The organism is Microbacterium sp. LMX7-1.2 (assembly GCF_040675935.1).
Classification (GTDB): Bacteria; Actinomycetota; Actinomycetes; order Actinomycetales; family Microbacteriaceae; genus Microbacterium.
Genome location: NZ_JBEGIL010000001.1, coordinates 844,047 through 860,848, shown reverse-complemented (window position 1 = coordinate 860,848; position 16,802 = coordinate 844,047). Strand labels below are relative to the sequence as shown.

At 69.9% G+C, this 16,802-nt stretch carries 21 protein-coding genes; 11 read left to right on the top strand and 10 right to left on the bottom strand.

The features are described 5' to 3' along the window. Positions 1-59: 59 nt before the first annotated feature. Positions 60-653 carry an exonuclease domain-containing protein gene (locus tag MRBLMX7_RS04335; RefSeq protein WP_363366356.1) on the bottom strand — a complete coding sequence of 198 codons (594 nt, stop codon included), beginning with the start codon at positions 651-653 and terminating at the stop codon, positions 60-62. A 59-nt stretch (positions 654-712) separates the two neighbouring features. On the opposite strand from MRBLMX7_RS04335, the gene MRBLMX7_RS04330 reads away from it, so the two are divergent. The 7 genes from MRBLMX7_RS04330 to MRBLMX7_RS04300 all read left to right on the top strand — a co-directional run bounded on the left by MRBLMX7_RS04330 (position 713) and on the right by MRBLMX7_RS04300 (position 6,493). Then, positions 713-1,453, top strand: coding sequence for a class I SAM-dependent methyltransferase (locus tag MRBLMX7_RS04330; RefSeq protein ID WP_363366355.1), 741 nt, complete (start codon positions 713-715; stop codon positions 1,451-1,453). A 166-nt stretch (positions 1,454-1,619) separates the two neighbouring features. Next, complete coding sequence (gene ychF / locus MRBLMX7_RS04325) at positions 1,620-2,693, top strand: redox-regulated ATPase YchF (protein WP_363366354.1); 1,074 nt, start codon at positions 1,620-1,622, stop codon at positions 2,691-2,693. A 15-nt stretch (positions 2,694-2,708) separates the two neighbouring features. After that, positions 2,709-3,128, top strand: a complete 420-nt coding sequence (locus tag MRBLMX7_RS04320; RefSeq protein WP_363366353.1) for a DUF6228 family protein — start codon at positions 2,709-2,711, stop codon at positions 3,126-3,128. A gap of 70 nt (positions 3,129-3,198) precedes the next feature. Further along, positions 3,199-3,606 (top strand): DUF4279 domain-containing protein, encoded by a 408-nt coding sequence (locus MRBLMX7_RS04315; RefSeq protein ID WP_363366352.1) that lies wholly within the window; start codon positions 3,199-3,201, stop codon positions 3,604-3,606. Between the two features lie 82 nt (positions 3,607-3,688). Beyond that, positions 3,689-4,249 carry an alpha/beta fold hydrolase gene (locus tag MRBLMX7_RS04310; protein ID WP_363366351.1) on the top strand — a complete coding sequence of 187 codons (561 nt, stop codon included), beginning with the start codon at positions 3,689-3,691 and terminating at the stop codon, positions 4,247-4,249. A gap of 4 nt (positions 4,250-4,253) precedes the next feature. After that, positions 4,254-4,778, top strand: coding sequence for an isochorismatase family protein (locus MRBLMX7_RS04305; RefSeq protein ID WP_363366350.1), 525 nt, complete (start codon positions 4,254-4,256; stop codon positions 4,776-4,778). Between the two features lie 50 nt (positions 4,779-4,828). Beyond that, positions 4,829-6,493 (top strand): ABC-F family ATP-binding cassette domain-containing protein, encoded by a 1,665-nt coding sequence (locus MRBLMX7_RS04300; protein WP_363366349.1) that lies wholly within the window; start codon positions 4,829-4,831, stop codon positions 6,491-6,493. 10 nt (positions 6,494-6,503) lie between these two features. Here the strand turns inward: MRBLMX7_RS04300 and MRBLMX7_RS04295 are convergent, their stop codons facing one another. The 3 genes from MRBLMX7_RS04295 to MRBLMX7_RS04285 form a co-directional block, all read right to left on the bottom strand. After that, positions 6,504-6,848 carry a LysR family transcriptional regulator gene (locus MRBLMX7_RS04295; RefSeq protein ID WP_363366348.1) on the bottom strand — a complete coding sequence of 115 codons (345 nt, stop codon included), beginning with the start codon at positions 6,846-6,848 and terminating at the stop codon, positions 6,504-6,506. Positions 6,849-6,972: 124 nt separating this feature from the next. Continuing rightward, a complete protein-coding gene (locus MRBLMX7_RS04290) occupies positions 6,973-7,269 on the bottom strand; it encodes a Fe-S cluster assembly protein HesB (protein ID WP_050721463.1) in 297 nt (98 codons plus the stop codon). Between the two features lie 77 nt (positions 7,270-7,346). Further along, positions 7,347-7,856, bottom strand: coding sequence for a GNAT family N-acetyltransferase (locus MRBLMX7_RS04285; RefSeq protein ID WP_363366347.1), 510 nt, complete (start codon positions 7,854-7,856; stop codon positions 7,347-7,349). 102 nt (positions 7,857-7,958) lie between these two features. On the opposite strand from MRBLMX7_RS04285, the gene MRBLMX7_RS04280 reads away from it, so the two are divergent. After that, positions 7,959-8,495: a Dps family protein gene (locus tag MRBLMX7_RS04280; RefSeq protein WP_363366346.1), complete on the top strand. Its 537-nt coding sequence runs from the start codon at positions 7,959-7,961 to the stop codon at positions 8,493-8,495. Positions 8,496-8,499: 4 nt separating this feature from the next. Here the strand turns inward: MRBLMX7_RS04280 and MRBLMX7_RS04275 are convergent, their stop codons facing one another. Continuing rightward, the gene (locus MRBLMX7_RS04275) at positions 8,500-9,021 is read right to left on the bottom strand and encodes a DUF6328 family protein (RefSeq protein ID WP_363366345.1); all 522 of its coding nucleotides are present in this window, start codon (positions 9,019-9,021) and stop codon (positions 8,500-8,502) included. 69 nt (positions 9,022-9,090) lie between these two features. Here MRBLMX7_RS04275 and MRBLMX7_RS04270 point away from each other — a divergent pair, with 69 nt between their 5' ends. After that, positions 9,091-9,291: a hypothetical protein gene (locus MRBLMX7_RS04270; RefSeq protein WP_050721459.1), complete on the top strand. Its 201-nt coding sequence runs from the start codon at positions 9,091-9,093 to the stop codon at positions 9,289-9,291. Here the strand turns inward: MRBLMX7_RS04270 and MRBLMX7_RS04265 are convergent. Continuing rightward, the gene (locus tag MRBLMX7_RS04265) at positions 9,258-9,857 is read right to left on the bottom strand and encodes a 1-acyl-sn-glycerol-3-phosphate acyltransferase (protein ID WP_363366344.1); all 600 of its coding nucleotides are present in this window, start codon (positions 9,855-9,857) and stop codon (positions 9,258-9,260) included. The two genes, MRBLMX7_RS04270 and MRBLMX7_RS04265, sit on opposite strands and share 34 nt — an antisense overlap. A 94-nt stretch (positions 9,858-9,951) precedes the next feature. On the opposite strand from MRBLMX7_RS04265, the gene MRBLMX7_RS04260 reads away from it, so the two are divergent. Further along, the gene (locus tag MRBLMX7_RS04260) at positions 9,952-10,113 is read left to right on the top strand and encodes a hypothetical protein (RefSeq protein ID WP_363366343.1); all 162 of its coding nucleotides are present in this window, start codon (positions 9,952-9,954) and stop codon (positions 10,111-10,113) included. Between the two features lie 27 nt (positions 10,114-10,140). Here the strand turns inward: MRBLMX7_RS04260 and MRBLMX7_RS04255 are convergent, their stop codons facing one another. Then, entirely contained in the window at positions 10,141-11,616 is a 1,476-nt protein-coding gene (locus MRBLMX7_RS04255; protein WP_363366342.1) for an MDR family MFS transporter, read from the bottom strand. A gap of 179 nt (positions 11,617-11,795) precedes the next feature. Between MRBLMX7_RS04255 and MRBLMX7_RS04250 the strand changes: the two genes are divergently transcribed. Continuing rightward, positions 11,796-13,847, top strand: a complete 2,052-nt coding sequence (locus MRBLMX7_RS04250; protein WP_363370807.1) for an ABC transporter ATP-binding protein — start codon at positions 11,796-11,798, stop codon at positions 13,845-13,847. A 28-nt stretch (positions 13,848-13,875) separates the two neighbouring features. Here MRBLMX7_RS04250 and MRBLMX7_RS04245 read toward each other — a convergent pair whose 3' ends face one another. The 3 genes from MRBLMX7_RS04245 to MRBLMX7_RS04235 are packed head-to-tail and all read right to left on the bottom strand — an operon-like array spanning position 13,876 to position 16,798. Continuing rightward, a complete protein-coding gene (locus MRBLMX7_RS04245) occupies positions 13,876-14,649 on the bottom strand; it encodes an SDR family NAD(P)-dependent oxidoreductase (protein WP_363366341.1) in 774 nt (257 codons plus the stop codon). 21 nt (positions 14,650-14,670) lie between these two features. Next, positions 14,671-15,618: a glycosyltransferase family 2 protein gene (locus MRBLMX7_RS04240; RefSeq protein WP_414685085.1), complete on the bottom strand. Its 948-nt coding sequence runs from the start codon at positions 15,616-15,618 to the stop codon at positions 14,671-14,673. A gap of 40 nt (positions 15,619-15,658) precedes the next feature. After that, positions 15,659-16,798 carry a cysteine desulfurase family protein gene (locus tag MRBLMX7_RS04235; RefSeq protein ID WP_363366340.1) on the bottom strand — a complete coding sequence of 380 codons (1,140 nt, stop codon included), beginning with the start codon at positions 16,796-16,798 and terminating at the stop codon, positions 15,659-15,661. Between the last annotated feature and the right edge of the window lie 4 nt (positions 16,799-16,802).

The window sequence follows — 16,802 nt, the reverse complement described above, 5'->3', positions numbered from 1 at the left end:
CCATGGTGGCCGGGGCCTCGGACATTCCGCGCAGCGACGCGGGGAGAGCAGCCCGGTGCTCAGGCGACCGCGCGCTCGGGGGTCGCGACGACAGGCTCCGTGACGCGCAGTTTGAGGACGCTCGCCAGCGCGAACACGTCGGCCGCCGCGAGGCGGCGGGCCGCATCCATCACGATGTGGGCGCAGGCGAGGGCGTCGGCCAGCGCGTCGTGGTGCGAGAAGCCGGTGAAACCCGCGGCTTCCGCGGCCCGCGGAAGCCGGTAGGAGTCGAGGTCGTACACCTTGCGGGCCACCTGCAGGCTGCACAGGGAGCGGTACGGAGGGCAGCTGGTCGCGGTCGCCTCGGAGGCGCGGCGCAGCACGTTGAGATCGAAGCCGGCGTTGTGCGCCACGAGCACGTCGGTGCCCGCGAAGTCGCACAGGTCCGCGAACTGCTCGGTCCACGATGCGGCGGAGCGCACGTCGTGCGGGCGGATGCCGTGGATCTTGACGTTCCACTCCTGGAACTCGTCGTGACCGGCGGGCGGCCGGATGAGCCATCCGGCGGTCGCGACGACCTGGCCGTCGCGCACCCGCACGAGTCCGACGGAGCACGCGGAGGCGGGGCTGGAGTTCGCCGTCTCGAAGTCGATAGCGGTGAAGTCCAGGGGCACGACCTCACTCTCTCCCGATGCGCCGGATGTGCGAGGAGGACGCGCCGTAGGCTGGCGACATGAGTGATGGACTGTCGAGATCCTTCGGCGCCGAGGCGCACAACTACGAGCTCGGCCGGCCCGATTACCCCTTCGAGGCGGTCGCGTGGATGCTGGAGCCGCTGCCGGCGGACTCGCACCGGATCGCCGACGTCGGCGCGGGAACGGGCAAGCTCACCCGCGTGCTCGCGAAGGCGCCGGGCGCCGAGGTCGTCGCGATCGACCCGGATGCCGAGATGCTGGCTACCCTGCGCGCCGGGGTCCCCGGCGTGCCCACGTTCGTCGGCACCGCCGAGCAGCTGCCCCTTCCGGACGCGAGCGTCGACGCGGTCGTGCTCGGGCAGGCCTGGCACTGGGTCGACCCGGTGCGCGGCTCGGAGGAGGTCGGACGCGTGCTGCGCGGCGGCGGTGTGCTGGGTCTGATCTGGAACATCCGCGACGAGCGCGTCGACTGGGTGCGTCGTCTCACCGACATCATGCACGGGAGCCACGCCGAGGTCATGCTGGCCGGGGGAGGACCCGTCGTGGCACCGCCGATGGGCGCGCTGGAGGAGCAGACGTGGGAATGGGCGCGCCCGATCACCCGTGACCTGCTGCACCGCATGGCCGCATCGCGCAGCTACATCATCACCGCGCCGGATGACGAGAAGCAGCGCATCCGCCGGGACATGGACGCCCTGTTCGACGAGCTCGGGCTGGCGGAGGGGGCGACGATCGAGCTGCCCTACGTGACCAGGGCGTATCGCAGCGTCAAGAGCTGAGTCCACGTCGTGAAGGTGCGCGCCCGGTCGTCGAGGTAGGAGGAGGCGCCGAGGAAGGACGATTCGCGGCGAATCCGCCTACCTCCGCGACAGCGCCTACCTCTGCGCCCGGCGCCTGCGCCGGGCCGGTCCGCGCTCAAGAGCGCGCCGGGTAGACTCGTACCCCGTGGCTCTCACTATCGGAATCGTCGGTCTGCCCAACGTCGGCAAGTCCACCCTCTTCAACGCCCTGACCAAGAACGACGTGCTCGCGGCGAACTATCCGTTCGCGACGATCGAGCCGAACGTCGGTGTGGTGAACCTGCCGGATCCGCGCCTCGAGAAGCTCGCCGAGATCTTCCACAGCGAGCGCATCCTGCCCGCCGCGGTGTCGTTCGTCGACATCGCCGGCATCGTGCGGGGCGCGAGCGAGGGCGAGGGCCTCGGCAACAAGTTCCTCGCGAACATCCGGGAGGCGGATGCGATCGCGCAGGTCGTCCGCGGCTTCGCCGACGACGACGTGGTGCATGTAGACGGCGCCGTGAACCCGGCATCCGACATGGAGACCATCAACGCCGAGCTCATGCTCGCCGACCTCGAGACCGTCGACAAGGCGATCGCGCGGTACGAAAAGGAGGTGCGCGGCAAGAAGGTCGAGCCCCTCGTGCTCGAGACGGCCGTCGCCGCGAAGGATGCCCTCGAGCGCGGCATCCTGCTGTCGACCAGCGGACTCGACCTCGCCCCCATCCGCGAGCTCGGTCTGCTGACCTCGAAGCCCGTCATCTTCGTCTTCAACGTCGACGAAGGCGTGCTCACCGATGACTCTCGCAAGGCGGAGTTGGCCGCGCTCGTCGCGCCCGCGCAGGCGATCTTCCTCGATGCGAAGATCGAGTCGGAGCTCAAGGACCTCGACCCCGAGGATGCTGCGGAGCTGCTCGCCTCGACCGGCCAGGACGAGTCCGGACTCGATCAGCTCGCCCGCATCGGCTTCGCCACCCTCGGCCTGCAGACGTACCTCACCGCCGGCCCCAAGGAGGCTCGTGCGTGGACGATCCCGCAGGGTGCCAAGGCCCCGCAGGCCGCCGGAGTCATCCACACCGACTTCGAGAAGGGCTTCATCAAGGCGGAGATCGTCTCGTTCGACGACCTCGTCGAGACCGGGTCGGTCGTCGAGGCGCGTGCCAAGGGCAAGGCGCGCCTCGAGGGCAAGGAGTACGTGATGCAGGACGGCGACGTCGTGGAGTTCCGCTTCAACAACTGACGCGGAGACCAGGGCATGTCCGTCGATACGGTGAGTCTGGGGGATGCGACCGCGTCGTTGACGTTCTCGAATCCGCGGTTCGACGAGTCGGGGTACGCGAATCTTGAGGTGCGGTTGCAGGCGGCCGGACTCGACGCACTGCTCGGCTTCTACGCGCATGACCCGGAAGAGCTCGTTCAGTATTTCCGGTCGCTCGACGAGGACTGGCGCGGATGGACGGGGGAGCGGTGCTTCGCATCCATCGAAAGGGACTTGGTTCTGAGGGCCCGACACGGGCGTCGCATCGAGATATCCGTGACGCTCACCGCGGAAGCGGATCGAGACGTCTCGATCGAGGCGCGTTGGAGCTGCACTGCCGTGGTCAGCGTCGAGGCGGGAGAGCAGTTGTCGCGATTCGTCCGAGACATCGAGGATCTCGCCAGACGGTCCCGCTGATAAGGATTCCCGTAGTCTGACGCGTGTGATTCAGGACAATCGCGCGACATTCAGTGTCTACAGTGATGCCTTGACCGTCCGTGAGATATCCGCATTGCTCGGACTCGAACCGACTCGGTCGGGGGACAAAGGCGATCTCACCCCCGCAGGCCGAGCAGGGAGGAACCTCGCACCGGAGTATCTGCGCTACCCGCGCGCCTTCTGGTCGCTGGGTGCGATCGATCGCGAGCCGTCCGCCGAGGACCGGACCGGGTTCTCAGCGCTCCGCGAGCTGGTGGAGATCCTAGCGCCGGTCGCCGATGCGCTCGCCGTGCTGCGCGAGGGCGGCGAGACGATCATCTGGTGGTCGGGCGACTCCGACAGCACGCAGGGAGGATTCGTGCTGGAGGCGGATCTCATCACGCGACTGGCGGCGCTGGGCTGCCATGTCTACGGCACGGCTTTTCTCTCCGAGGATGCGGACGACGCGGACGGCTGAAGCCAGCCCGGTGAGGCGCACCTAACCCCGCCGCGATACGCTGGACGACGACCCCTGCAGACGACCGAGGAGCCGCACGCGCATGACCGACACCCAGATCTTCGAGCCCGACGGCCGTGCCATCCCCTTCGCAGATGAGGGCGACGGTCCGGTCAAGCTGGTCCTGATCCAGGAGCAGGGGCTCGCCGCCGACGTGCTGGGAGTCGCGGCGCACTACCTCGCCGAGGAGGCCGGCTTCCACGTACTGCGCATCGGTCACCGTGCCGGGGAGGCCTCGCTCGAAGAGCGGGTCGCGGATGCCGTCGCCGTGATCGACCACGTCGGCATCGAGGACACCTGGATCGGCGGGCACGGCTACGGGGGAACGATCGCCCGCGCTCTCGTCGCCGCGCACACCGACCGTGCCAACGGCCTGCTGCTGCTCGGCGTCGAGGACGTCGCGATCCCGGTCGCGCCGGCGATCCCGGTGCTGATCGTGCAGGGCACGGAGGATGTCGACACCCCGCCCGCGAATGCCGAGGCGCTGCAGGCGAGCGTGCCCGATCGCTCCAGTATCAAGACGATCGCCGGAGACCACCTCTTCCCGATGCATCACCCGATCGAGACCGGCGTGATCATCGAGGAATACCTCGACTGGGACTGACGCCATGAAAACCGTCGTGCTGGTGATCGACATGCAGGTCGGCGTGATGACGGGATGCGTCGACGAGCACGGCGTGCTCGCCCGCGCGGATGCCCTCGTCCGGCGTGCCCGCGAGGCGGGAACGCCCGTGATCTGGGTGCACCATGACCCGGTCGGCGTCGGCGCCCCGGAGTGGGAGCTCGCCGCGCCGCTGCGTCGTGCCGACGACGAGCCCGTGATCCACAAGGACTATCGCGATTCCTTCGCCGACACGGATCTGCGCGAGGTGCTCGACCGGCTCGGTGCGACGCGCCTCGTGATCGCCGGGGCGCAGTCGGACTTCTGCGTCCGCACGACCATGCAGCGCGCGGCCGTTGACGGCTATGACGTCACGCTCGTGAGCGACGCCCACACGACGGTCGACACCGAGTGGGGAGGCGTGCCGATCTCAGGCGAGCAGATCGTCGCGCACACGAACATGTACTTCTCGGGCCTCCGCTATCCGGGCCAGCGCTTCGAGCTCGAGACCCACGACGCCGTCCGGCTCTGATCACCCTCGCTCCGGACAGCCGCGCAGCGCGTGGCTGAGAGGATGGTCTGATGACCGCCACCCTCGTCGCCCACGATCTCGCGGGAGGCCATGGCCACCGCATCCTGTTCGAGGGGCTCGACCTGACCGTCGCCCCGGGCGATGTGATCGGCGTCGTCGGGGCGAACGGCGCCGGAAAGTCGACGCTGCTGCGTCTGCTCGCGGGCGTCGACTCGCCGATCTCCGGCACGGTCTCCCTCGCCCCGGCCGACGCCTTCGTGGGTTGGCTCCCGCAGGAGCACGAACGCGTCGAAGGCGAGACGGTCGCCGCGTACATCGCCCGCCGCACCGGATGCGCGGAGGCGACGCGGCAGATGGATGCCGCGGCCGCGGCGCTCGCCGATCCCTCGCTCGCGCCGGCCGGGGTGGATCCGGCCGATGCGTACTCGGAGGCGCTCGACCGCTGGCTCGCGAGCGGAGCCGCCGACCTCGACGAGCGTATCCCTGCTGTGCTCGCCGACCTCGGTTTCCCCGATGGCGCGGACGCCGTCGCCGACGCGCAGATGATGGGTCTCTCGGGCGGCCAGGCCGCGCGCGTGGGCCTCGCCGCGCTGCTCCTGTCGCGCTTCGACATCGTGTTCCTCGACGAGCCGACCAACGACCTCGACCTGGACGGGCTCGACCGTCTGGAGACTTTCGTCCGAGGCCTGCGCGGCGGCGTCGTGCTGGTCAGCCACGACCGGGAGTTCCTGGCCCGCAGCGTCACCGGCGTGCTGGAGCTGGACCTCGCGCAGAACTCGCATCGCCTCTACGGTGGGGGCTACGACGCGTACATCGAGGAGCGGGCGGTCGTGCGCCGTCACCTGCGCGAGAAGTACGACGAGTTCGCCGACAAGAAGGCAGACCTCGTCGCCCGCGCGCGTACTCAGCGGGAGTGGTCGAGCCAGGGCGTGCGCAACGCGATGAAGAAGTCGCCCGACAACGACAAGCTCCAGCGCAAGGCGTCGATGGAGTCGAGTGAGAAGCAGGCGCAGAAGGTGCGCCAGATGGAGAGCCGGATCGCACGACTCGAGGAGGTCGAGGAGCCCCGCAAGGAGTGGCGACTCGAGTTCACGATCTGCTCGGCGCCTCGTTCGAGCAGTGTGGTGTCGACTCTGAGCGGCGCGGTCGTGCGACAGGGGGAGTTCACGCTCGGTCCGGTGTCGCTGCAGGTCGACGCCGGCGACCGCATCGGCATCACCGGTCCGAACGGCGCCGGGAAGTCCACGCTGCTGCGCACGCTGCTGGTACGTCAGTCGCCCAGCGAGGGCACGGCGAGTCTCGGCAGCAGCGTGCAGATCGGCGAGATCGACCAGGCACGGTCGCTGTTCCCCGGCGATGCGCTGGTCGCCGACGCGTTCGAGGGGCTCGTCCCCGAGATGTCCTCCGCCGACGTGCGCACGCTCCTCGCGAAGTTCGGGCTCAAGGCCGACCACGTGACGCGCCGAGTCGACGGACTCTCACCGGGCGAGCGGACCCGAGCCGCACTCGCGCTCCTGCAGGCACGCGGCGTGAACCTCCTCGTGCTCGACGAGCCCACGAACCACCTCGATCTGCCCGCGATCGAGCAGTTGGAGCAGGCGCTCGAGACCTACACCGGAACGCTGCTTCTCGTGACGCATGACCGGCGGATGCTGGATGCCGTGCAGACCACCCGTCGATGGATCGTCGAAGACGGTCAGGTCACCGAGCGCTGACCTCGGGATCTCAGCGTCCCTGGCGCTTCTTGTACGGCTTCGGCTGACCCTTCACGATCGGCGCGCGACCTTTGCCCTTCGAAGCCTTGGCCTTGCCCCCGGCAGGTGCCACGGCTTTCGGCGCGGGCGGGGGAGCAGCGGCGACCGCGGCCTGTGCCTCGGTGAGGAACAGCGCGCCGACGTTCGTGAGACGCGGAGTGCCGTCACGGTTGATCAGCGTGTGCCCGACCTCCGCCTCGAGCTTGTCGAGGGAGGTGTAGAGCGATGCGAGCGGGATGCCGAGCTGCTCGGCGGCCCGCGGGAAGTGCAGGGTCTCGGCGAGGACGACGTAGCGGCGCAGCAGCGCGATCTTCATGCGCGGGACGCTCCTTGGGGGACGGGACAAGCGGGCTCAGCATCCAACCTACGCGAGCGGCGCACCGAGGCGGACGCACGGATGCCGCGGCTCATCGAGCCGCGGCATCCGTGAAGACCGTGTGTCAGGCCTGAGGGAGCACGGCGAAGGACACGGAGCCTTCGTCGTCGACACCCGCGTCGAGGATCTTGTCGTCGAGAGCCGCGGCCGCGGTCTCGTCGAGGAAGAGGCGCGTGCCCGAGACCTCCACGACCTGGTCGGCGGGCTCAGGGTCGGGGGTGACCAGCACGGCGAGGCGAGCGCCGCCGTCGGGTCCGGGGGCGGGCGTGGAGTGGATCCGGAGCCCGGCGTCGGCGGCGTCGGTCTGACGGCTGACGAGAGTGTTGACGATGGCGGTGGCGTTGTCGGTGAGGGTGAGCATGTGCTTTCTCCTTCCGGTTGCGGACACGAGGCAGGCGCGACGTGTCCGGGCCACGATTCCGAACCTCGTCCGGCGGTTCAACCCGACGCGCCAGGTTCGGAGGGTTCTCCCACCGGATGCAGAGGTTTGCGCAGGAACACCTGGTCCGTGCCGTCGCCCTGGGGGATGCGCTCGCTCTCCGAGTAGCCGAGCTCCTCGTAGAGGCGGATGTTGGCCTCGCTGAGGCTGCCCGTGAACAGTTCGGCGGTGTGCGCACTCGACGCCTGCTCGGCAGCGTCGAGGAGAGCGCGTCCGATGCCTTCGCCCTGCGCGTCCGGCGCGATCGCGATGCGGCCGACCAGCAGCATCCCGTCATTCTCGACGAACCGGATCGCCCCGACGAGGCGCCCGTCGAGCCTCGCGCCCAGACCGCTGCCTGATCTCAGCTCGGCCTCGACCTCCGCGAGCGTCTGGGTGAGCGGCGGCATATCCGGGCTGCCGTAGATCAGCGCCTCCGACACGAACGCCGCCCGCTGCAGGGTGAGCACCTCCCCGGCATCCTCGGGGGTGAGCGGTGCGATGTCGATCTGCTGATTCCCGTGGGTCATCGGTACCTCCTCCGCCACGATCGGGCCAGCTGCCGGGGGCTGTCAACCCCCTCGGAAGCGTGCTGGTCGACGGGCTATCGTCGCCGCCCAGGAGGACACATCATGGCTGAGAAGAAGACCACCGCCGCCGGCCCCAAGCGCGGCGCGAAGACCACTCGTCGTCAGAACGCCGAGAAGGGGTTCACGGCGTCGCCGACTCTGGCGGCGAACCTGCAGACCGTGCTCGTCGACCTGATCGAACTCTCGTTGCAGGGCAAGCAAGCGCACTGGAATGTCGTCGGACGCAATTTCCGTGACACCCACCGGCAGCTCGACGAGATCATCGACGCGGCGCGTGAGTTCAGCGACACGGTCGCAGAGCGCATGCGCGCGCTGCACGCCGTGCCGGACGGACGCACCGACACGATCGTCGAGACGACGTCGCTGCCGGCTTTCCCCATGGGCGAGGTGTCGACCGAGGAGACGATCGACCTCATCACCGCCCGGCTGGAGGCCGCGATCGCGACGATGCGCGACGTGCACGACGCCGTGGACGAGGAGGATCCGACCTCCGCCGACATCCTGCATGCGGTGCTGGAGAGCCTCGAGCAGTTCGCGTGGATGGTGAGTGCCGAGAACCGCACGCCCGCGGGACGCTGAGCGCTCAGCTCTGCGTGATGTCCTTGGCTCGGCGAGCGAGGCTCGGCAGTGCCAGCCAGAGCGCGAGCACCACGACGATAGAGGCGATGAGCGCGATCAAGCCCGCAGTGCGCCCCATCGTGAAGTCGATGATGAGGGTCGTCACACCGACCGTGAGCGCCGCGATCACGATGAGGTCGATGCGGACGATCCGGGCGGCGATGCGGACGAGCTGCGCCTTGCGGCCTCGTCCGAAGAGAGCCCGGTGCATGCCCACCGGCGCGAGCGCCAGGATCGTGGCCAGAGCGGCGAGGCCCACGAGGAACACGTACACGTCGCGCTGGAACAGATCCAGCTCCGTGAACCGGGGCTGGAACGCGACCGCGAGGAGGAAGCCCGTGAGGATCTGCGTGCCGGTCTGCATGACCCGGAGTTCCTGCAGCAGTTCGTCCCAGTTGCGGTCGGCCCGTTCGTTGGGCGTCTCGTCGCGGCCGTCGACGCGGTCGTCGCGCTCGATCGGGTGCAGGGGACGTTCTTCCGGGTCCATCCGCTCAGTCTTCCGGCCTGCGTCGCACCGTGTCCAGACTCTTGACCCGCGTATATCGGCGGGTGCGGAATGACGCTCCCACCGATCAGAGAATGGTGGCCCGAGCTGACCGACGAGGCGCGGCTCGATGTCTTCGAGCACGCGCCGCACCTCGGCGAGGTCGCGCGAGAGGAGATCCGGGAGATCACCGGCGCCGTCGTCGGCATGGCCGAGGAACTCGACGCCGACGATCTCGACTACGCGCGATCGGAGACCGAGAAGGGCGTCTGATCCGCTTCCTCGCGCAGACGCGGCTCGCGGCGGAACTCCGGACGGATGCCGGACTTGTCGGCGTAGAACGCGCGGATGCGGTCCATGTCCGCGGCGACGTCGCCCGTGAGGTCGAGCGTGGGACCGAGTCCCGTCGTCATGGTCGTGCGATCCACGAAACCGAGGGTCACGGGCATGCCTGTCTCCCGCGCGATGCGGTAGAAACCCGACTTCCAGTGCGAACTGCTGCGTCGCGTGCCATCGGGCGTGACGACCAGTCCGAACACCTCACCGGCCTCGACCTGCGCGACCACGTCGCCGACCACTCGGGCGGGGTCGGCGCGATCGACGGGGATACCGCCGAGCTGGCGCATGATCGGCCCGCGCCAGCCGCGGAACAGGCTCTTCTTGCCGAGCCACCGCACGTCGACACCCAGGCGCCAGGCGATCGCCAGCATGAGCACGAAGTCCCAGTTGGAGGTGTGCGGCGCTCCGATCAACACGGTGGGCCGCGTCGGCACGGCCTCGACTGTGAGCGTCCAGCGGCTGAAGGCCCAGTACACGCGAGCCAGGGATCGGGTGAGCATCCCTCCACCGTAGAGGGCGCGCCTGTCGTTCTCCTGTCTGCCGGCGAATCCTCCGATCGGCGACACACGTCTCGGACAGGCGTACGATCGAGGGATGGCTACGACACAGGAACCCGTGGGACAGGAGACACCGAGTGCGTCGGCGACCCCGCCCGGCGCCCTGAACCTCCTCGACGGACTCTCGGTCGAGGGGTCGGAGACGGCCGGCTTCTGCAGCGGCGGGGTGTGTCACTTCCCGGCGCCCAAGGCGCCCTAGGAGAGCAGCACACCGCCGCGCGCGAGATCAGTGCCCGACGTGGGCGCCGCTCGGCTCCTCGGCCGGCTTGCGCACGAACGCGCTGAGCGCGACGGCCGCGAGCGAGATGATCGCCGCGATGAGGAAGGCCATGCGTGCACCGGGTGCGCCGGCGACCGCCGTCGACAGGCCCTGGTCCTCACCGGCGTGCAGGATCGACGAGTACGTGACGGTGAGCAGGGCGACACCCGCGGCGCCGCCGACCTGCTGCAGCGTGTTCAGCACCGCTGAGCCGTGCGAGTACAGCGAACGGTCGAGGGAGCCGAGCGAGGCCGAGAAGAGCGGGGTGAACGACATCGCGAGGCCGACCGACATCGCGGCCTGCACCAGGATGAGCACCCAGAACACGGTGTGCTCACCGACCGTCGAGTAGAAGAACAGGGCGGCCGAGACGAGGATCGTGCCGGGGATCAGCAGCGGGCGGGTGCCCTTGGCGTCGTAGATGCGTCCCATGATCGGGCCGAGCAGACCCATGAGCACGGAGCCGGGCAGCAGGACGAGACCCGACTCGAGGGCGTTCAGGCCGGCGACGTTCTGCAGGTACTGCGGCAGCAGCGTGAGCGTGCCGAACATCGACAGCGCGAGGATCGTCATGATGATGACCGAGAACGTGAAGTTCACGGAGCGGAACACGCGCAGGTCGAGCAGGGCGTCGTCGACGCGCTGCAGCACGAGCTGACGCCACACGAACGCCGCGAGCGCGATCGCGCCGCCCACGAGAGAGGCGATGCCCACGGTCTCGCCGGAGCCGCCGTGGCCGCCGAACTGGCTCAGGCCGAACACGATGCCGCCGAAGCCGAGGGCGGCGAGCGGGATCGAGACGATGTCGAGCGGAGCGATGCGCGTCTCGCCGAGGTTCGTCATCCACTTGGCGCCCATCGCGAGCGAGACGATCGCGATCGGCAGGACGATCGCGAACAGCGCGCGCCAGTTCAGGGTCTCGAGCACGGCGCCCGCGAGGGTCGGACCGATCGCGGGGGCGAGGGAGATCACCAGGCCGACGCGACCCATCATGCGACCACGCGACTGCGGGGGCACCACGTTCATGATCGTCGTCATGAGCAGCGGCATCATGATGCCGGTACCCGCGGCCTGGATCACGCGACCGGCGAGCAGCACCGCGAAACCGGGGGCGAGCATGGCCACGAGGGTTCCCAGGGAGAACGCCGTCATGGCGGCGATGAACACCTGACGTGTCGTGAAGCGCTGCAGGATGAAGCCGGTGGTCGGGATCACGACCGCCATCGTGAGCATGAAGGCGCTCGTGAGCCACTGCCCGAGCTCCGGCGGGATGCCCAGGTCGGCGTTCAGGTGCGGGATCGCGATGCCCATCGTCGTCTCGTTGAGGATCGCGACGAACGCGGCGACGAGGAGCAGCCAGATCACACGCATGTCGCTGCGCGCGATCCCGCCCGCGGTCGCGGCAGGGGGCGTGGTGATGGAACCGGTGTCGACGGCAGACATGCGGCGGCCTCCTAGGCGCGGAGAGGAAGAAGAGGTGCGCGAATGCGCGGGGACCATTCAGCGTAACGGCGGTGTGCGACATTTCATTCCGGATCCGGACGAATCCGCTCACAGCGGACGGTCAGGAATCGCGATCGCGCCCCGACGTCGCCGCCTCTGACTACGCTGACGACATGAGCATGGGCGGGACGGGCGGTGGCCGCGGCGGAGGCTTCCGCGGCGTCGACGAGGCCGCGCAGCGCAGGCTGAACGCGGAGGCGCCGCGGATCAGCGGGCTCGGCGCCCGCGTCGTCGGGCTGTTCCGGCCCTACCGCTGGCGCATCGCCGTGACGGGACTGCTCGTCGTCGTCGGAGCCGGGATCGCCGTGATCCCGCCGCTCATCGTGCAGCGGATCTTCGACGACGCGCTCTTCCCGGTCGACGGCGGCGCCCCGCAGGTGCAGCTCCTGCTCTGGCTCGTGCTGGCGATGATCGGACTTTTCCTCCTCTCCGCCGGACTCGGGGTGGCTCAGACCTGGCTCACGTCGACCGTGGGCAACAGCGTGACGGGCGATCTCCGCGTTCGACTGTTCGAGCACCTGCAGGCCATGGAACTGGGCTTCTTCACCCGCACGAAGACGGGTGTGATCCAGTCGCGCCTGCAGAACGACGTCGGAGGGGTCTCGGGCGTCCTCACGAACACCGTCACCAGCATCCTCGGCAACGTCGTGACCGTGATCGCCTCGCTCGTGGCGATGATCCTGATCGATTGGCGCCTCACGCTGATCGCCGTCATCCTCATGCCGTTCCTCGTCGTCGTGCAGCGGCGTGTCGGGCAGGTCAGGGCGCGGATCGCCGGGGAGACGCAGGAATCGCTGTCCGAGCTGACGTCGATCACGCAGGAGACGCTGAGCGTATCGGGCATGCTGCTGTCGAAGGCCTTCAACCGTCAGCGCACCGAGTCCGAGCGATACCAGGCCGAGAACCGCAACCAGGTCCGCCTCCAGGTGCGCCGCGCGATGAGCGGCCAGGGCTTCTTCGCGGTGGTGCAGGTGCTCATGGCGAGCGTCCCCGCGGTGATCTACCTCGTGTCGGGTTACCTGATCGCCGGGGGCGCCGGCGCGCTCACCGCCGGCACCATCGTCGCGTTCACGACCGTGCAGGCGCGCCTCCTGCAGCCGCTCATGGGCCTCATGCGCGTTTCGCTCGACCTGCAGACCTCGTCGGCGCTGTTCGCGCGCATCTTCGAGTACCTCGACCTCGTACCCGAGATCCGCGACGCCCCCGGCGCGATCGATGTCGCCGACGCTCCGGGGCCCCGCGGACGCATCGAGTTCGACGAGGTCGTGTTCCGCTACCCCGACGCCGCGGCGGACGCACGGCCGACCCTGCAGGGCGTGTCGTTCACGGCCGAGCCGGGGCAGCACGTCGCCTTCGTCGGCCCGTCCGGCGCCGGCAAGACCACGGTGCTCTACCTCGCCCCGCGGCTCTACGAGGCGCACGGCGGTGCGGTGCTGTTCGCCGGCGCGGACGTGCGGACGCTCACACAGGAGTCGATCATCGACCAGGTCGGGATCGTGTCGCAAGAGACGTACCTGTTCCACGCCACGATCCGCGAGAACCTGCTGTACGCCAAGCCGGAGGCGACCGAGGCCGAGATGTTCGCCGCGTGCACCGCGGCGAACATCCATCACATCATCGCGGGATTCGAGGAGGGCTATGACACGATCGTCGGCGAGCGCGGCTACCGGCTGTCCGGCGGCGAGAAGCAGCGCATCGCGATCGCGCGCGTGCTGCTGAAGGACCCTCCCGTGCTGCTGCTCGACGAGGCGACGTCGGCGCTCGACACGGTGTCGGAGCGCGTGGTGCAGGAGGCGCTCGACGAGGCCGCGAAGGGGCGCACGACGCTGACGATCGCGCATCGGCTCTCGACCGTGATGGGCGCCGACGTGATCCACGTGCTCGAGGCGGGGCGGATCGTCGAGTCGGGCACGCATGCCGAGCTGCTCGCCCTCGGCGGGCTCTACGCGGAGCTCGCGGCGCAGCAGGTCGCGGCCTCACGAGTGCTCGACACCGAGACGGAGATCGAGGATGCGGTGGCGTCCGAAGGGGAGGCCGCGCTCACCGAGCGTCGCGCGGATCGGGCACCGGTCGGCTCGGCGGGCGAGGATGCCGTCGCCACGCTCACAGCCGGCGTGCCGCTGCTGGACGCCCCTCCTGACGATGAGCGGGTCTACCCGAACGAGGCCTGATCCGGCCGGGCGGGTGGCGGTGGTGCGGTCAGTGCACCGACAGGCCGCCGTCGACGAAGAGCGAATGCCCGGTCACGTACCGCGAGCCCGCACCGGCGAGGAACACCGCGGCGGCGGCGAAGTCCTCCGGCAGGCCGTTGCGTCCGACCATGGTGCGTGCGGCGAGAGCGGCGACCTTCTCCGGGTCGTCCTGCAGGCGGGCGTTCAACGGGGTGAGCACGAAGCCGGGCACGAGGGTGTTGCTGGTCACTCCCGTGCCTCCCCAGGCCTCGGCCTCCGAGCGCATGAGCGACTCGACTGCGCCCTTCGATGCGCCGTACACGCCGCTCGAGACGAACGCACGATGCGCCTGCTGCGAACTGATGTGGATGATGCGGCCGTATCCACGCGCCGCCATGCCGACGCCGTAGCGCTGGCCGAGCAGGAACGGCGCCAGAGCGTTCACGGTCATGGTCGTGTCCCAGTCGTCCTCCGTGATGTCGGCATAGGGCGGACGGATGTTCACGCCCGCGGAGTTCACGAGAATGTCGGGTTCGCCGAAGGGGTCCGTCGCCGCTTCGGCGAGTGCATGGATGCCGGCGCGCGAGCCGAGATCGCCCACGACGCCGGCGGCGGTCGCCCCTGCATCCCGCAGCTCCTTCACGGTCTGCGCGATGCGCTCCTCGCCGCGCGCGACGATCACGGTCGACGCGCCGGCCCTGGCGAGGGCGGTCGCGATGCCGCGGCCGATGCCCGAGCTGCCGCCGGTCACGACGGCCGTGCGGCCGCGCAGCGAGAACAGTCCGGCGAGATAGTCGTCCATGGGGTTCCTCGGGGGTTCGGGTCACCACGCGAGCGCGGCGGCCAATGCGGGATCGGGGGAGGCGTCGGCGAACTCCGGGAGTGCCCGCAGCTCGGCGACGAAGCGTTCGACAGCCTCCGCGTACTCCGGATCGGGATGCGTGCGCGCGATGTCGATCAGGGGCGGGAGGTCCATCGCGAGGATCAGCTCGAGCCGCGCGGTCACAGCCGCCGTGGCCCCCGCATCCTGCAGCACGCGGATGCCGCCGCGCAACGCCTCCAGGTAGTCGCGGAGCACCGGGAGCCGCGCCCTGCCCTGCGTGATCGAGGTGCCGTCCGCGCGCAGACGCCAGTGCACCACCACGTCGGGGATCACATCGAACGCCGCGGCCCGCGTATAGAGCTGCTGGGCGACGACCTGGTCCTCGTAGGCGACGTTCTCGGGAAAGCGGAGGCCCGCCCACAGCGCCGTGCGGCTGATCTTCGACCAGGCCACGATGTTCGCGCTCGCCGCGGGGTGGGCGTGGATGCTGGTCGCTCGCCGCTCGGGATCCGTGGCCGCCGCCACCCAGGGCTGCACCCGGCCGGGGGCGTAGCGCTCGCCGTCGAAGCGCGACCGGACGTAGGCCCCGGCGACGAGGTCGCTTCCCGTCTCGGCGAGGGTCCCGGTGAGACGTTCCAGGGCGTGCGGGGTGAGCTCGTCGTCGCCGTCGAGGAACCCTACGAGCGGCGTGTCGACGAGTGCGAGGGCGGCGTTGCGCGCGGCCCCGAGGCCGCGGGACGCCTCATGCGCGAGCACGCGGAATCGGCGGTCCTCGCTCGCAGCCCGGGCGAACACGCGGCCGGTCTCATCGGTCGAGCCGTCGTCGACGAGCACGGCCCGCCAGCGGGACTCGGTCTGCGCGCGCAACGAATCGAGGGCGGCGGGGGCGAACGCGGCGACGTCGCGGCCGGGGACGATCATCGTCACGATCGGGTCGGAGGCGGTCACCGGTCGAGTCTATGGCCGTGATCGCACCCGGGGCGGATGCTCAGGCGCCGGACGCTGCGCGCACCGCATCCGCGACGATCGCCGCGAGGCGCTCGGGAGCGTCCTCGGGCAGCGGTTCGCGTCCGAAGGTGAAGCGCACGGAGGTCTGAGCGAGGTCGGGTGCGATGCCGCACGCGAGCAGCACGTGTGACGGCTCTCCGCTGTCGGCGGCGCACGCCGAACCGCTCGACGACACGACCCCGCGCCGCTCGAGCTCGAGCAGCACGGTCTCGCCGTTCACTCCGGCGAACGTGAAGCTCGCGCACCCCGGCAGTCGCCGCACGGGGTCGCCCGTGAGCGCGGCGCCCGGCGCCGCCGCGAGGACCGCCGTGATGAAACGCGACGTCGCCGCGCCGACCCGCTCGCGCACCGCGTCCTGTTCCTCCGCGGCGAGGTCGAGGGCGGTCGCGAGCGCCACGGCGCCTGCCACGTTCTCGGTGCCCGAGCGTCTCCCGCGTTCCTGCCCGCCACCGTGCAGCAGCGGCTCGAGGGGGATCCGACCGCGAACCGCGAGGACGCCGATGCCCTTCGGTGCGCCGATCTTGTGGCCGGCGAGGCTGAGTGCGTCAGCGCCGAGCACATCGAGGGGCAGCCAACCCGCCGACTGCACGGCGTCGACGTGGAGCGGAACTCCGGCGTCCCGGGCCACGGCAGCCAAGGCGGCGATGTCCTGCACCGTGCCGATCTCGTTGTTGGCGTGGCCGATCGATACCAGCGCTGTGTCCTCGCGAACGGCCGCGCGCACGTTCTCGTCGGCGATGCGCCCGGCGGCGTCGACGGCGAGCCGCGTCACGTCGACACCGTGGAAGCGCCGGAGGTAGTCGGCTGCCTCGAGGACCGACTCGTGCTCGATCGGGGAGACGACGACGTGTCGTCGCCCGAGCTCGATCGCGGCGAGCGTGATGCCCTTGATCGCCAGGTTGTTGGCCTCGGTTCCGCCGCCGGTGAAGATCACATCCCCCGAACGGAACCCCAGCCTGCGGGCGACTCGTGCCCGTGCATCCTCGAGCGCATCCGCAGCGGCCTCGCCGACCGTGTGGTGACTCGACGGGTTGCCGAACACGCCCACGAGGTAGGGGAGCATGGCGTCGCGCACCTCCGGACGGAGGGGGGAGGTGGCGGCGTGGTCGAGGTACAGCATCCGC

What these genes read in the sequence shown, in the direction of transcription:
- MRBLMX7_RS04300 (WP_363366349.1), top strand. Translation starts at nt 4,829, where the DNA reads ATGACCGCCACCCTCGTCGCCCACGATCTCGCGGGAGGCCATGGCCAC.
- MRBLMX7_RS04235 (WP_363366340.1), bottom strand. Translation starts at nt 16,798, where the DNA reads ATGCTGTACCTCGACCACGCCGCCACCTCCCCCCTCCGTCCGGAGGTG.
- MRBLMX7_RS04295 (WP_363366348.1), bottom strand. Translation starts at nt 6,848, where the DNA reads ATGAAGATCGCGCTGCTGCGCCGCTACGTCGTCCTCGCCGAGACCCTG.
- MRBLMX7_RS04305 (WP_363366350.1), top strand. Translation starts at nt 4,254, where the DNA reads ATGAAAACCGTCGTGCTGGTGATCGACATGCAGGTCGGCGTGATGACG.
- MRBLMX7_RS04260 (WP_363366343.1), top strand. Translation starts at nt 9,952, where the DNA reads ATGGCTACGACACAGGAACCCGTGGGACAGGAGACACCGAGTGCGTCG.
- MRBLMX7_RS04330 (WP_363366355.1), top strand. Translation starts at nt 713, where the DNA reads ATGAGTGATGGACTGTCGAGATCCTTCGGCGCCGAGGCGCACAACTAC.
- MRBLMX7_RS04270 (WP_050721459.1), top strand. Translation starts at nt 9,091, where the DNA reads ATGACGCTCCCACCGATCAGAGAATGGTGGCCCGAGCTGACCGACGAG.
- MRBLMX7_RS04290 (WP_050721463.1), bottom strand. Translation starts at nt 7,269, where the DNA reads ATGCTCACCCTCACCGACAACGCCACCGCCATCGTCAACACTCTCGTC.
- MRBLMX7_RS04255 (WP_363366342.1), bottom strand. Translation starts at nt 11,616, where the DNA reads ATGTCTGCCGTCGACACCGGTTCCATCACCACGCCCCCTGCCGCGACC.
- MRBLMX7_RS04285 (WP_363366347.1), bottom strand. Translation starts at nt 7,856, where the DNA reads ATGACCCACGGGAATCAGCAGATCGACATCGCACCGCTCACCCCCGAG.
- MRBLMX7_RS04265 (WP_363366344.1), bottom strand. Translation starts at nt 9,857, where the DNA reads ATGCTCACCCGATCCCTGGCTCGCGTGTACTGGGCCTTCAGCCGCTGG.
- MRBLMX7_RS04320 (WP_363366353.1), top strand. Translation starts at nt 2,709, where the DNA reads ATGTCCGTCGATACGGTGAGTCTGGGGGATGCGACCGCGTCGTTGACG.
- MRBLMX7_RS04310 (WP_363366351.1), top strand. Translation starts at nt 3,689, where the DNA reads ATGACCGACACCCAGATCTTCGAGCCCGACGGCCGTGCCATCCCCTTC.
- MRBLMX7_RS04280 (WP_363366346.1), top strand. Translation starts at nt 7,959, where the DNA reads ATGGCTGAGAAGAAGACCACCGCCGCCGGCCCCAAGCGCGGCGCGAAG.
- MRBLMX7_RS04275 (WP_363366345.1), bottom strand. Translation starts at nt 9,021, where the DNA reads ATGGACCCGGAAGAACGTCCCCTGCACCCGATCGAGCGCGACGACCGC.
- MRBLMX7_RS04250 (WP_363370807.1), top strand. Translation starts at nt 11,796, where the DNA reads ATGGGCGGGACGGGCGGTGGCCGCGGCGGAGGCTTCCGCGGCGTCGAC.
- MRBLMX7_RS04245 (WP_363366341.1), bottom strand. Translation starts at nt 14,649, where the DNA reads ATGGACGACTATCTCGCCGGACTGTTCTCGCTGCGCGGCCGCACGGCC.